This window comes from Litorivivens lipolytica, assembly GCF_014191715.1.
GTDB lineage: Bacteria > Pseudomonadota > Gammaproteobacteria > Pseudomonadales > Spongiibacteraceae > Litorivivens > Litorivivens lipolytica.
In genome coordinates this window covers 283,497-297,363 of the sequence record NZ_JACHWY010000001.1, presented here as the reverse complement: position 1 = coordinate 297,363, position 13,867 = coordinate 283,497, and the positions used below count along the sequence as shown (strand labels likewise).

Annotated in this window: 15 protein-coding genes; 2 read left to right on the top strand and 13 right to left on the bottom strand. The window is 56.1% G+C overall.

Going from position 1 to position 13,867, the window contains the following annotated elements:
- Window positions 1–28 precede the first annotated feature (28 nt).
- Window positions 29–352 (top strand): ferredoxin FdxA, encoded by a 324-nt coding sequence (gene fdxA, locus FHR99_RS01355; protein WP_183408749.1) that lies wholly within the window; start codon window positions 29–31, stop codon window positions 350–352.
- A 71-nt stretch (window positions 353–423) separates the two neighbouring features.
- Here fdxA and rpoS read toward each other — a convergent pair whose 3' ends face one another.
- The 11 genes from rpoS to pyrG form a co-directional block, all read right to left on the bottom strand.
- A complete protein-coding gene (gene rpoS, locus FHR99_RS01350) occupies window positions 424–1,413 on the bottom strand; it encodes an RNA polymerase sigma factor RpoS (protein ID WP_343067468.1) in 990 nt (329 codons plus the stop codon).
- A gap of 82 nt (window positions 1,414–1,495) precedes the next feature.
- The gene (locus FHR99_RS01345) at window positions 1,496–2,254 is read right to left on the bottom strand and encodes a peptidoglycan DD-metalloendopeptidase family protein (RefSeq protein WP_183410074.1); all 759 of its coding nucleotides are present in this window, start codon (window positions 2,252–2,254) and stop codon (window positions 1,496–1,498) included.
- 223 nt (window positions 2,255–2,477) lie between these two features.
- A complete protein-coding gene (locus tag FHR99_RS01340) occupies window positions 2,478–3,335 on the bottom strand; it encodes a DUF368 domain-containing protein (RefSeq protein ID WP_183408747.1) in 858 nt (285 codons plus the stop codon).
- Window positions 3,332–4,000 carry a protein-L-isoaspartate(D-aspartate) O-methyltransferase gene (locus tag FHR99_RS01335; RefSeq protein ID WP_183408746.1) on the bottom strand — a complete coding sequence of 223 codons (669 nt, stop codon included), beginning with the start codon at window positions 3,998–4,000 and terminating at the stop codon, window positions 3,332–3,334. Before FHR99_RS01335 ends, FHR99_RS01340 begins: the two co-directional genes overlap by 4 nt.
- Window positions 3,997–5,007 carry a tRNA pseudouridine(13) synthase TruD gene (gene truD / locus FHR99_RS01330; RefSeq protein ID WP_183408745.1) on the bottom strand — a complete coding sequence of 337 codons (1,011 nt, stop codon included), beginning with the start codon at window positions 5,005–5,007 and terminating at the stop codon, window positions 3,997–3,999. The genes FHR99_RS01335 and truD overlap by 4 nt, the downstream gene beginning before the upstream one ends.
- Complete coding sequence (gene ispF / locus FHR99_RS01325) at window positions 5,008–5,481, bottom strand: 2-C-methyl-D-erythritol 2,4-cyclodiphosphate synthase (RefSeq protein ID WP_183410073.1); 474 nt, start codon at window positions 5,479–5,481, stop codon at window positions 5,008–5,010. It lies immediately after the preceding gene.
- 13 nt (window positions 5,482–5,494) lie between these two features.
- Entirely contained in the window at window positions 5,495–6,202 is a 708-nt protein-coding gene (ispD, locus tag FHR99_RS01320; protein WP_183408744.1) for a 2-C-methyl-D-erythritol 4-phosphate cytidylyltransferase, read from the bottom strand.
- A complete protein-coding gene (ftsB, locus tag FHR99_RS01315) occupies window positions 6,199–6,492 on the bottom strand; it encodes a cell division protein FtsB (protein ID WP_343067317.1) in 294 nt (97 codons plus the stop codon). The genes ispD and ftsB overlap by 4 nt, the downstream gene beginning before the upstream one ends.
- A gap of 23 nt (window positions 6,493–6,515) precedes the next feature.
- Complete coding sequence (gene eno, locus FHR99_RS01310) at window positions 6,516–7,799, bottom strand: phosphopyruvate hydratase (RefSeq protein ID WP_183408743.1); 1,284 nt, start codon at window positions 7,797–7,799, stop codon at window positions 6,516–6,518.
- Window positions 7,800–7,837: 38 nt separating this feature from the next.
- Window positions 7,838–8,695, bottom strand: a complete 858-nt coding sequence (gene kdsA / locus FHR99_RS01305; protein WP_183408742.1) for a 3-deoxy-8-phosphooctulonate synthase — start codon at window positions 8,693–8,695, stop codon at window positions 7,838–7,840.
- Entirely contained in the window at window positions 8,692–10,323 is a 1,632-nt protein-coding gene (gene pyrG / locus FHR99_RS01300) for a CTP synthase (protein WP_183408741.1), read from the bottom strand. The genes kdsA and pyrG overlap by 4 nt, the downstream gene beginning before the upstream one ends.
- A gap of 234 nt (window positions 10,324–10,557) precedes the next feature.
- Here pyrG and FHR99_RS01295 point away from each other — a divergent pair, with 234 nt between their 5' ends.
- Window positions 10,558–11,364: an inositol monophosphatase family protein gene (locus tag FHR99_RS01295; protein ID WP_183408740.1), complete on the top strand. Its 807-nt coding sequence runs from the start codon at window positions 10,558–10,560 to the stop codon at window positions 11,362–11,364.
- Here the strand turns inward: FHR99_RS01295 and FHR99_RS01290 are convergent.
- Both FHR99_RS01290 and FHR99_RS01285 read right to left on the bottom strand, forming a co-directional pair.
- On the bottom strand, window positions 11,323–12,246 hold the full coding sequence (locus FHR99_RS01290; protein WP_183408739.1) for a pyridoxal-phosphate dependent enzyme: 924 nt from the start codon (window positions 12,244–12,246) through the stop codon (window positions 11,323–11,325). The two genes, FHR99_RS01295 and FHR99_RS01290, sit on opposite strands and share 42 nt — an antisense overlap.
- A 38-nt stretch (window positions 12,247–12,284) precedes the next feature.
- Window positions 12,285–13,676: a hypothetical protein gene (locus tag FHR99_RS01285; protein WP_183408738.1), complete on the bottom strand. Its 1,392-nt coding sequence runs from the start codon at window positions 13,674–13,676 to the stop codon at window positions 12,285–12,287.
- Between the last annotated feature and the right edge of the window lie 191 nt (window positions 13,677–13,867).

Below are 13,867 nucleotides of genomic sequence, written 5' to 3'. Positions count from 1 at the left end.
TGGTTCAGACAGTATAAAGAGGCAGAATATGACATTTGTGGTTGGGGAAAATTGCATCAAGTGCAAGCACACAGACTGCGTAGAAGTGTGCCCCGTCGACTGTTTTTACGAAGGCCCGAACTTCTTGGTCATTCACCCCGACGAGTGTATCGACTGTGCCCTGTGTGAGCCCGAGTGCCCGGTAGATGCGATTTTCTCTGAAGATGAGCTGCCGGAAGATCAGCAAGTCTTTCTGGAACTGAACGCGGAACTGGCTGAAATCTGGCCAAACATCACCGAAATGAAAGAGCCCCCGGCGGATGCCGAAGAGTGGGCCGGTGTGGAAGGCAAACTTCAGCATCTGGAACGATAAACACTCTTCGTTCGAGCATAAAAAAAGCGGCCTGAGCCGCTTTTTTTATGTCCGGGTATTTAGCTGAAACCTCAGTTAAATACCGCCTCCTGATTGACCCCCCGACGCTCAAAGATCGCGCGGAGTGCTTTCAGAGCCTCAACCTGAATCTGCCGCACCCGCTCTCGGGTCAGTCCGATTTCAGCACCCACTTCTTCCAGCGTTGCCGGCTCGTGTCCGCGCAGGCCAAAGCGGCGGGCCAGCACTTCGCGTTGCTTTTCGTTGAGCTCGTCCAGCCACTGACCAATAGCTTCTTTCAAATGGTCGTCCTGCAGGAGATCTGCCGGGTCCTGCGCCGCTTCGTCGGCAATGGACTCCAGCAGCGGCTTGTCGGATTCACGACCCATGGGCACGTCGACAGAGCCCACCCGCTCGTTGAGGCCCAGCATCTTCTCCACCGAGGCCACCGGCTTATCAACCCGTTTGGCGACTTCTTCAGCGGTGGGTTCGTGATCAAGCTGCTGTGTGAGTTCACGGGCCGCGCGCAGGTATACATTCAGTTCCTTGACCACATGAATTGGCAATCGAATGGTGCGCGTTTGATTCATCAGCGCCCGCTCAATGGTCTGACGAATCCACCATGTGGCATAGGTGGAGAAGCGAAAGCCTCGCTCGGGGTCGAACTTCTCGACCGCGTGAATCAGGCCCAGATTACCCTCTTCAATCAGGTCGAGCAGGGTCAGACCTCGATTGGTGTAGCGGCGCGCGATTTTCACCACCAAACGCAAATTGCTCACGATCATGCGTTTGCGGCCAGCCTCATCACCTCGCTGCGCAAGGCGCGCGAAGTGCACTTCTTCCTCGGCCGTCAGTAACGGCGAGTAGCCTATTTCATTGAGATAAAGCTGGGTGGCATCGAGTTCGCCTTGGGATTCTCGGCGTCTTTTCTTTCGGAGTGGAGAGCTGTCAGCGTCTTCGCTGCGAACCATCACGTCGACCGGGGGTTCTTCCGTTGAAATTTCTTCAGCATCTACGCTCATGGCAACATCCTTTTGTTGTCTCTGTCTGTCTGCGTGCCTGATTGTCTGCGCGACTGACTTCTACAACTTTGATGATGCCCGGCGCGCTACGTTATGCCCCTGAGTCCCTTGATAATCTCTGTCATTACCGTCCTGGCAGCAGCTTCACCGGGTTCACCGGCTTGCCGTCTTTTCGTATTTCAAAGTGCAGCTTTACGCTGTCGGTACCGGTATCACCCATGCGGGCAATGGTCTGCCCCTGTTTTACCGACTCGCCTTCTTTGACCAAAAGGCGATTGTTGTGAGCGTATGCACTGAGGTAACGGTCGTTGTGTTTCACGATTAGCAGCTTGCCGTATCCGACCAAACCGCTGCCTGCGTACACCACTATCCCTGCTGCAGCTGCATTGACAGGCTGCTCCAATTTTCCAGCGATATCAATACCCTTATGTGCGTACTGAGAACTATTGAAACCTTGTACAACGCGACCATCTGTTGGCCATAACCAAGTCGACACCGGCGCGGTAACACTTTGCGCGGGCGCTTTTGAAGACGCTGTTGGTCGAGGTTTTTGTGGAGGCGGCGTCGGCGTGGGCTTCGCCTTCGCGGGGGTGTTAGTAGGTCGCAATACCGGCGTTGAACTAACGACCGGTGCCACGGTTGTCACACTTGCGGCCTTGTCTTCCAGCCGCAGTTTCTGGCCTGGATAAATAGCGTAGCCCCGTCCTATTCCGTTAGCAGCTGCTAACCCGCGAAAGTCCAAACCATAACGAAAAGCAATAGAGAAAAGTGTGTCGCCTGAACGAACAACATAGTGCTGGGGCACCCGTTCAGGAGGAGAGTGAAGATCCTGGACTGGGGCGTAATTGGGGCCAGAAGTACAAGCCGGGAATAGCACTGCCATCGAAATGAAGGCCACGCAGCGGATTAAAAAACGCAGCCAAGACAATGAATTTTCAGGCTTAGTGGCGCGTAAAATAATTGTTCTCCCCGGTCAGTTTGCTTAAAGCCAACCTTGATATATGACACGGTTCTACACAAAAGGCCGGGACTTTTCTCTCAATTTTAATAACTAGAAAAGTCAAGCTCGCTACGTTTTATGAAAAAAAAATCTTAAAAATACCGCCTCAGGCTGCTTGCAACTGACGATTTCCAAGCCGGGCCAAGGCCAAAACCAGCACCAGACCACCGGCAAAACAAAGTGCAGGTAGGCTGGTATCAGTCAGCGGAGGAAAATTTGCTTGCCCCTCCACCTGCCACGGCCACAACACCTTAAGCGAGCCCAGTAATACGCCGACCAAAAATGCCATCAAGCTGAGACGATAGTGAGTTAACAACCACGACAGCAGACGCACAAACGACAGCAGCCCGACACCACAGCCCAACGCAAAAATTACCAAGGTCGCCAGATCCAGTGACTCAACGGCCTCCAACACAACCGGATATACGCCCATCACCAGCAGCAGGAAACTACCCGAAATACCGGGCAAAATCATGGCACAGATAGCGATAGCGCCGGCGCCAAACAGCATCAGTGGGCCAACCTCCGGACTCGCGGGGCGCAGCTCCGACACCAGCAGCATCAACACCAAACCCGCAGCCAGTGCTGCCCAGCACACGGGACGCCAAGGCTGAATATCTCGCGCCAAAACAAAGGAGGATGCAAGAATCAGCCCCATAAAAAAGCCGTAGAGTTCATGCGGGTGATGTTCAAGCGCCGCAGTAATGATCTTGGCCAGCGAGAACAGGCTGGTACCTATGCCGGCAAACAACACCAGTAGAAACTTGCCATCGACATGATGCCAACCATCGCTGAAGCGCCCTTTCAGTATCATCTGCAGCAAGCTCAAATTGAACGCACTCAGACTGCGGATCAGACGCTCGTAGATTCCAGTAATCAGGGCAACCGTACCGCCAGAAACACCGGGAACCACGTCGGCAGCCCCCATGGCCAATCCGCGGATAAAAAGTCCAGCGGGCTTCATCGGCCAACAATACCTTCCAGCAAGGGCACAAACATGACCGGAGTAATCGACACTTCTTCCAGCTCACCGTTTTGTTTTTTGAGTAACTGCAAACTCTGTCCCCGGCTATCGCCCACCGGAATCACCAGTACACCGCCCTCGCCAAGCTGTTCTTTCAGCGCGACCGGAATCTGTTCCGGTGCCGCCGTGACAATAATGCCATCGTAAGGGCCTCGATCTTCCCACCCCATGCCACCGTCGGCATGCTTCATATGAACGTTGCTCAAGCCCAGCGTGCGCATGCGCTCGCGCGCTTTTTCCTGCAGCGGCAGAATTCTCTCCACGGTGTAAACACGGGTAACCAGTTGTGCCAGAATCGCCGTCTGATAACCGGAACCAGTGCCAACTTCCAGCACCCGAGTGCGCTCCCCTACGCTCAACAGAAGCTGGGTCATCAGCGCGACAATGTAGGGCTGCGACAGGGTCTGCTGATAACCAATCGGCAAGGCACTGTCTTCGTAAGCGCGATGAGAAAGTGCTTCGTCCAGGAAGATATGTCGGGGGGTACGCCCCATAACGTCGAGTACGCGCTGATCGTCGATGCCCTGTTCCTTGAGGCGGTTGATCAGACGGTCGCGGGTACGCTGGGAAGTCATCCCGATCCCGCCTAGGTTTAACTGCGTCATACCGATGGAGTCACTGTTTGATAATCTATTAATTCTCGCACAAGCGCGGTGGCGAAGCAGCCTCTAGGCAGGCTGAATTCAATGAGACAACCGGGCTCTGTCGCCCTGGCAGTCAATCCAAGCGGCAGTACCCGCAGCGGCCGGCGCGCTGCATCGACCCGCCGATCAACCAGCGCAGCGACCACGCCCTCTTCCGCTGCCAACACACTATCTTCCAGCGCCAGCGCTTCTTCGGTAACGTGCGTACGCCCCACCTTGCCAGGCAGCGGACCCGAGGGGTGAATTTCACCGGCCTCTACGCGCGCTTTGGCAAGAGCACTATCGCTTTCCTGAAACACGCTATTGCCATCCCCGAGGCAGAATAAATCGCCGTCCAAGGGCTTGTTCCAATTGCCCTGTCTTACCCGCTCCGCAACAACCGAGTTAAACAGATGCGCCCGCAGCACCGACAGCCATAAACCGCGCTTAAAGCGCGATACCTTGCGTCGACTCGTGAGCCAACGCCGCGCCTGCTCTAGGTTGTTACCCTCGCGGCCAAAACGCTGTTCGCCAAAGTAATTGGGGAAACCGTGTTCCGCGATACGCTCAATGCGCGCAGCGATGTGACCGTGTTCAACGCCCGCCAAGACCAACTGGAAATGGTTGTAGCGATGGGTGCCGCGACGCAATTTTCGTTGATGGCGCTGGGAGTCGAGAACTTTCAGTGCGGGGTGATCAAAGGTGCTCCAGTCGGCACTGGGCTGACCCAGCATTTGCAGGCTGAACCATTGTCGCGTAATGCCGTCTTTGTCTTTCATTCCGGAGTAACTGATGTCTCGAGCACCCGAAAACTGTTGCAAGAGTTCAGCCGCTTCAGGAGTCGTTAGCTCACGTTTTTCAACGTACACCCAGTCAAACTCACCGGCGCCGGTAAATTCTAGGTCAAGGGTTTCAGTCACCTGAAAATGTTCGGGTTCTACCCGAAGCTGGCCTCGAACCGTGGGCTCGCCCCACGCGTAAGGCAGCACTCAGCGCACCTCAACCAACACCGTAGCAAAGGCGGCAATGCCTTCTTCACGGCCGGTAAAACCCAGCTTTTCGCTGGTCGTCGCCTTGACGCTGATCTGTGAAGTCGTCACCTGCAAATCGCTTGCAATGGTTTTGCACATACTTTCAATGTACGGCGCCAGTCTGGGCTTTTGAGCGACAACGGTAATATCGGCATTAGCCAGCGAATACCCCTGCTCGCCGATGAGTGCATAGACATGGCGCAGCAGCTGGCGACTGTCGATGCCGGCGAAACGGGGATCGGTGTCGGGAAAGTGTTTGCCTATATCGCCGAGCGCCAATGCGCCTAGCAAGGCATCACACAGCGCATGCAGCACCACGTCGCCATCTGAGTGGGCAATCAGACCCTGATCGCAATCAATTCGCACACCGCCGAGAAAAACGGCGTCACCCTCTCCGAATTTATGAACATCAATGCCCTGTCCGATTCTGATCTGCGCCACGCGGCTACTCCCCTTCGGCGGCCAGAATCAGTTCTGCCAAATGCAGATCTTCAGGCACCGTAATTTTCAGGTTGGTTCGGCTGCCGGAAAACAGCTTGGGTGTATGTCCCGCCCACTCTACGGCTGAGGCTTCATCGGTGACCGTCACGCCGGCATCAAGTGCTTTCTCCAGCGCTGCCACCAATAGACCATAACGAAACAATTGAGGCGTTTGTGCGGCCCAGAGGCGGGAACGATCAAGCGTTGCCGCAATCCCCTGTTCAGCGTCGACCTGCTTCACGGTGTCGGCGATCGGCGTTGCCATAATGCCACCTACCGGGTGATCGGCGAGCGTTATCAGCATTCGACTGATCGCTGCACTTTGCACGCAGGGTCGCGCCGCATCATGCACCAGCACCCAATCATCAGGCGCAGCGTAACTGTCGAGGGCTTTCAGTGCGGCCAGAACGGAATCAGCCCGCTCAGAACCACCGGCCACTGTCGAGATTCGCGACTCAGACGCCTCTGGCAAGCTGGGCCACACGGCGTCATTGGGCGACAGTGCCACCATGATTCTCTCAATGAAGGGAACCGCCAACAGTTTCCCGAGACTGCGAGACAGGACGGTTTTGCCAGCAAGGTTGAGATACTGCTTGGGCGTTTCGGTCTGCATGCGGCTGCCAATACCAGCAGCGGGCACCACAGCCCAGAAGTGCGAGGGCGTTGCCGTCAAGGCTTTTTATCCTCTTCGACAATCAGATAAAAGGTTTCACCTTCCTTAATTAAACCAAGCTCTCGCCGAGCGCGTTCTTCAACGGTGCCAAGGTCGGATTTCAGACTCTGCACTTCGCGTGAGAGCTTTTCATTGCGGGCGCGCAGCTCAGCGTTGGTTTCTTCTTGCTGCGCGATTTCGCGGCGCAGCCGGGTAATTTCTTCCCAGCTGCCGGGACCAAACCAGAGGCGGAATTGCAACCAAAGCAACACCGCCAACAGGGCGAACAGCAGCCAATTGCGTCTGATCACCGGCGTCCCCCGCGAATCAGCGATCAGGATTTGAATTCATCCCGACCGCGGTAGGCCGCACCCAGCTCTGCCTCAATACGCAGCAGACGGTTGTACTTCGCAACCCGGTCGGAACGGCACAGCGAGCCGGTCTTGATCTGGCCTGCCGCTGTCGCAACCGCGAGGTCGGCAATAGTGGTGTCTTCGGTTTCACCGCTGCGGTGAGAAATAACCGCAGTGAAGCCTGCGTCCTTGGCCATCTTGATCGCATCCAGCGTTTCGCTCAGCGAGCCGATCTGGTTGAACTTGATCAGGATGGAGTTGCCGACTTTCTCGTCGATACCGCGCTTCAGGATTTTGGTGTTGGTCACAAACAGATCGTCGCCCACCAACTGTACCTTGTCGCCAATGCGCTTGGTTAGAATCGCCCAGCCTTCCCAATCGCTCTCATCCATACCGTCTTCGATGGAGATAATCGGGTATTTCTGGCTCAGGCCATCCAGGTACTCGGCGAAACCGGCAGCATCAAAGACTTTACCTTCACCGGCCAGATCGTATTTGCCGTCTTTGTAAAATTCAGACGACGCACAATCCAGCGCCAGCGTGATGTCTTCACCCAGCTTGTAACCGGCATTGGCAACGGCTTCGGCAATCACTTCCAGTGCCGCTTCGTTAGACGGCAGGTTCGGTGCGAAACCACCCTCGTCACCTACGGCGGTGTTCAGACCGCGGCTGACCAGCACCTTCTTCAGGGCGTGGAAGATTTCAGCACCCTGACGCAGGGCTTCGGCAAAGCTGTCGGCGCCAACTGGCTGCACCATGAATTCCTGAATATCGACGTTGTTGTCGGCGTGCTCACCACCGTTCAGGATGTTCATCATCGGTACCGGCATGGTGTATTCACCGGGCGTGCCGTTGATATCAGCAATGTGCTGGTAAAGAGGAATGCCTTTTTCGGCGGCAACCGCTTTGGCAGTAGCCAGTGACACCGCCAGAATGGCGTTGGCGCCCAGCTTGCCTTTGTTCTCGGTACCGTCCGCATCGATCATGGCTTGATCAATCGCACGCTGATCTTCTGCATCACGGCCCATCAAGAGATCGCGAATGGTTGTGTTGATATTGGCAACGGCCTTCAGCACGCCCTTGCCCAAGTAGCGGCTTTTGTCGCCGTCACGCAGTTCCAGCGCTTCGCGCGAACCGGTTGACGCACCAGACGGTGCACACGCGGTGCCGATCGCACCAGAAGCCAGTACAACATCGGCCTGAACAGTGGGGTTGCCCCGGCTGTCCAGCACCTCAAAGGCCTTAATATCAACGATTTCTGCCATGAATGTTCTCCAGATAGATCAATAGAATTCGGTTAGCGTTACTGAATATCGAGGGCGGGCAATTGCTTAACGGTATCGTCCACCGCCTTCATCTGCGCCAGAAAGGGTTCGAGCTTGTCCAGCGGCAAGGCGCTGGGACCATCACACTTGGCCTTGCTCGGGTCCGGGTGGGCTTCAAGGAAAAGCCCCGCCAAGCCGAGTGCCATACCGGCGCGGCCCAGTTCGGCCACCTGATGGCGGCGGCCACCTGAAGCGGCCCCCATCGGGTCGCGACACTGCAATGCGTGGGTTACGTCAAAAATCAGCGGCGCCCCGCCACTGACTTCGCGCATAGTGTGAAAACCCAACATATCGACCACCAGATTGTCGTAGCCGAAATTACTGCCGCGCTCGCACAGCATCAACTGTTCGTTGCCGCATTCGGCAAATTTTTCACAGATATTTTTCATCTGCGCCGGGCTCAGAAACTGCGGCTTTTTAATATTGATGACCGCGCCGGTTTCGGCCATCGCCTTCACCAGATCGGTCTGCCGCGCCAGAAAGGCTGGCAGCTGCAGCACATCGCAAACTTCCGCGACGGGAGCGGCCTGATGGATTTCATGAATGTCGGTGATGACGGGAACGGAGAAAGTGGATTTTATTTCCTGAAAAATTTTCAGGCCTTCATCCATGCCCGGACCGCGAAAGGAATGCACGGAAGATCGGTTTGCCTTGTCGAAGGAAGCCTTGAAGACGTAGGGAATACCCAGCTTTTCGCAGACCTGAACGTAGTGCTCGGCGACCTGCATAGCCATATCACGAGATTCCAGGACGTTCATACCACCAAACAGGGTAAACGGCCGGTCGTTGGCTACTGGGAGACCGGCAACGTCGATGGTTTTGTCTGCGGCTGTCATGCCTGCTTACCCAGCTGCTCCAGCGCGGCACCCACAAAACCGTTAAACAACGGGTGGCCTTCACGGGGACGCGAGGTAAATTCCGGGTGGAACTGACACGCGATGAACCAGGGGTGATCTTCCAGTTCAACCACTTCGACCAGCGAGCCGTCCGATGACCAACCGGAAATGGTCAGGCCGGCTCCCTGCAATTGCTCAAGGTAATTGTTGTTCACTTCGTAGCGGTGACGGTGGCGCTCAACAATGCGCTCGGAGCCGTAGGCCTTACAGGCACGGGTGCCAGCCACCAGACCGCACTCCTGACCACCCAAGCGCATGGTGCCACCCAGGTCAGCATTCTCGTCGCGGGTTTCTTTCTTGCCGCTGGCGTCCTGCCACTCGGTAATCAGTGCCACCACCGGGTGCTCGGCGTCCTGAACAAACTCGGTGCTGTTGGCACCTTCCAGACCAGCCACATGACGGGCGTAGTCGATAACCGCTACCTGCATACCCAGGCAGATGCCCAGATAGGGAATCTTGTTTTCGCGTGCGTGTTTAACGGTCAGCACCTTGCCTTCCACACCGCGATTACCGAAACCGCCCGGCACAAGTATGCCCTGCACACCGTCGAGTACCGAAACCCCTTTGGTCTCGACTTCTTCGGAATCAATGTAGCGAATATTGACCTTGGTCTTGGAATGAATGCCCGCGTGCGAAAGGGCTTCGTTCAAGGATTTATAGGCGTCGATCAGCTCCATGTACTTGCCGACCATGGCGATGGTGATTTCCTGATCGGGATGCAGATCACCTTCGATAACCGCGTTCCATTCAGACAGGTCTGCCTCTGGGCAATCAATGCCAAAGCGCTCGACGATTATGCTGTCCAGACCATGCGACTTCAGCATGGACGGAATGCGGTACAGGGAGTCCGCGTCTGGCAGTGGAATGACCGAGCGCGGTTCGACGTTGGTGAACAGGGCAATCTTGCGACGCGAGCCCTCGTCAATTTCATGATCTGAGCGGCACAGCAGAATGTCGGGTTGCAGGCCGATAGAGCGCAGCTCTTTCACCGAGTGCTGGGTCGGTTTGGTTTTGGTCTCACCGGCGGTCGCAATATAGGGCACCAGCGTCAGGTGCATCAGCATGGCATTCTTGGCGCCCAGCTCGACTTGCATCTGACGGGCAGCTTCGAAGAACGGCAGACCCTCAATGTCACCCACGGTACCGCCAATCTCAACAATCGCGATATCCGCATCACCCGCACCGAGCATAACCCGGCGTTTGATTTCATCGGTGATATGGGGAATGACCTGAACGGTGCCACCGAGGTAGTCACCGCGGCGCTCCTTGCGCAGCACGGTCTCGTAGACCCGGCCGGTAGTGAAGTTGTTGCGCTTGCCCATTTTCGAGCGCAGGAAGCGCTCATAGTGGCCAAGATCCAGATCCGTTTCCGCGCCATCCTCGGTGACAAAAACCTCACCGTGCTGGAAGGGGCTCATGGTACCCGGGTCAACGTTAATATAGGGATCGAGCTTGAGTACCGTGACATTGAGGCCCCGAGCCTCAAGAATTGCCCCGAGTGATGCCGAGGCAATACCCTTGCCCAACGAAGAAACAACACCACCGGTCACGAAGATAAAACGCGCCATGTACTACCTTTAAAAAGAGTGTGCAGGTTTAGAGGGTTAGAGGCGCGAGAAGAAGCGTTTCCCAGCCCCCGTGAGATGGGTGGTCAGTCTATCAGGAAGCCCCCGATGAGACAATTCAGAGCACACATGTCGGGCACATAATTTAGCACTCTCATCCCCGCCATCTCTCTGTTATAATCGCGCGCCTCACGACGCATCAACGTCCAAGCTCTTTAGAACCAAGGCCCTTACTACATGCAACCGATGGTAAACATTGCGCTTCGCGCCGCGCGCAAGGCAGGGGAAATCATTGCCCGCGCCGCAGAACAGACCGAGCGACTCAAGATCGAGACCAAAGGCACTAATGACTTTGTGACCGACATTGACCGCGCTGCCGAACGCGAGATTGTGTACCACATCAAGAAGGCCTACCCGGACCACGCCATACTGGGTGAAGAATCCGGCCTGAGTGACGAAGGCAACTCCGACTATCAGTGGGTGATCGACCCTCTGGATGGCACCACCAACTTTGTTCGCGGCATTCCCCACTACTGCGTCTCCATCGCCTGCCTGCACAAAGGCGTGATCGAACACGCTGTGGTTCTGGACCCGATCCGCCGCGAAGAGTTTACCGCCAGCCGCGGTCGCGGTGCCCAACTGAATGGTCGTCGCATCCGGGTCAGCAACCTGACCTCGCTGGAAGGCGCTCTACTGGGCACTGGCATCCCCTACAAGAACCGCAATGACCATCTGATTCCCGCCTTTAGCGCCAGCCTGGCTGCCGTGGCCTCACAGAGCGCAGGCATTCGTCGCGCCGGTGCCGCCGCACTGGATCTGGCCTATGTCGCCGCAGGACGACTGGACGGTTTCTGGGAAGTGAGCCTGAACAAGTGGGATATTGCCGCCGGCATTTTGCTGATCAAGGAAGCGGGCGGTCTGGTCAGCGATTTTCAGGGCGGCAGCCAGTTTTATGAAGAAGGCAATATCGTCGCGGCCAACCCCAAAGTGCTCAAGCCCCTGCTACAGACCTTGAAACCCCATCTCGGTCAGATTGGCAAGTAAGTCCGGATAGCCTCGAAGCCCCTGCAGACCTCCGGTGTGCAGGGCAAGCACCCCCTCCCCCGCATATTTACCCAGCGCAATATCCTGAAACAAGCCCCACATCAGCTTGCCTGTGTATAACGGGTCGAGCGGGATTTTGTGGCGCAGATAAAAGTCTTCAATAAACTGCTGGAGCTCGGGCCCACAGCGCGCATAGCCGCCACCGTGATAGTCGGTGACGATTGACCAGTTATCTCTGACGCCTCCGGCCTGCTGCTGATACTCGCGAACGGCCTCCCGCAGAAAGTCGCCGGGTTTTAGCACAGCGTAGCCCACCGCCTTGGCCGCACCGCACTCAGCCAGGCCCTGTGCAATACCCGCCAATGAGCCACCCGTGCCGCAGGCCAGAGCGACTTTATCGATTTGATTCGACACAGCCAGCTTACCCAGCTCTTCCCCCAGCTCTTCCCCAAGCAATCGACAACCCGCAACTCCCTGACAATTACTTCCCCCTTCGGGCACCCAATAGGTTTCGGGGTATTGGCTGCAAAGTGACGCGAGAAACTGCGGGTCGTTGCGCCGCCGGTAGTCTGAACGGGACAGGAAAACCAGCTCCATCCCCTGCGCTCTGGCGTCGCGTAGCATAGGCGTCAAAGGCTGATCAGCATAGCCGCGAACGAACCCCACTGTAGATAAACCGAAGGCCGCACCTGCTCGCGCCAGAGCATCCAGATGATTAGACCAAACACCGCCAAAGGAAGCGACGCGGCGAATTCCCTGAGATTGAGCGTAGCGAAGATTGGGAAGAAGCTTGAACCATTTATTCCCGGTGGCCGGCCCGGCGAGAAGATCGAGACGACAAATCCACAGCCGCGTATTCCCTAGGCGCTCATCCTGCAGCACTTCTAGAGCAAGGGGAGGAACAGTCAGTGACGGGGACTTCAACGTGGCAAGGGAGTCTTGTCAGTCAAAGAGCCTTCAGCGTCATCTACCTCCATAACCTTGCGATGCAAGGGGCAGCAGTCGCTCTCTCCCGGACGGAAATAGAAAGGCTTAAGCACCTTATCGATGGGCTCGGCACAAACCTGACCACTCTCTGCTTTATGACGGCACACCGGCAAGCGATAGTGCATCAGCCACTCGCGATAGCGCTCTTCGCTCACCCCGCAGCGATCAGCAACGAAGGCCGTGGGATTGTTCAGATAAGCGGTGATTTCTGCGGGCGGCAGAACCAGATGTTCAATACCAGGATGGAACGCAACGAAGGTAATACCACTGTCGGTCATGCGCTGCAGCACCTGACCACTGTCGTTCTTCATTAGCGATCCAATTTCTTTTTTGGCTTGCGCCAACTCTTCTCGGAGTTTTGCGATCTGCTGATCGCGATAATGCAGCTCGGATTCACGCATGGCGATGCGCTCGCCCAAATCATCTGCCTGCGCATTGAGCTTCTCTTGTAGATCCGTCGCAAACTGTTCCCGAAGAACCGCAACCTCCGCCGCATATTCCGAACTGCCGCGCTTTAGAGATTCCTCGTAGCGATCCCGAATTTTATTAAACTGGGATTCATACTTGTCCAGCGCCTCTTTCATTTTCAGCTCGCGACGCCGAGATTTGGCAAGGCGCTGTTTTAGCTCCTGAACAACGCGGTCGCCTTCCGCCAATCGCCCCACATAGCCAGCCTCCAGCTTTTCACGCTGCCGCCGGGCGCGCTCGGCCTGCGCTTTCTGCTCCAATAAAAACTGTTTGCGAAGCCCCTCAAGGCGACGACGATATTTACGATTAAACCGGGGTTGCTGAAGATCCGGGCTATTATTTGAGTTCGAGGCATTAAACGCCGGTGCGGATGTGACCGGCGGCTGAGACTGACTTGATCTTCGCGCGGTGCGCTGGGCGACCAAGCCCAGCTTGTTCCGCTTGACCGCACTGACCAGCAAATCAAAGGTGGTCATGCTGCCTTGCATGTCAGGATTCCACAGCTGCTCCTTATACCAAGCAACCGGGCACACGCTTCGGCAGGCCAGACGGATTTTGCCATCCCCCAGATCCGGCCCTTCAAGACCGTGATCAGCGAGATGCTGGAGCGGGATATTCCATGTGGGATCAACCTGCCCATCTTCGGTAAAGGGCACGGTAAAAAACACCGCTGCCTGAATGGTCAGGCGCGGACTGATTTGCAGAAAGGCCGCTTTGACAACGCGGTTGGCATAGTCTGGCAGGCCGATAAAGCCGTCCAACACCGCCTCAAACTCGGGGTACAGGATTTCCTTATCCACCAAGTCGGACTTGAAAAATATGACCGCTTCGTTGGTTCCCGCCTGTATATCGAGCATATTCGCTCCGTACGTGATGCCGCTTTGGACAACTGGTCCGGCTGCAGATTATCCGGTCAATAATAACCCTGAATCAAACACTTAACAGGGAACGATATCACAGTACTGTAGCAGCAGAGTGCCCGCCGCCTCCTATTACTCTACTTTAGCGCCTTAAGGATGGCATCAGGGGACAAATCGACTGTTTATTC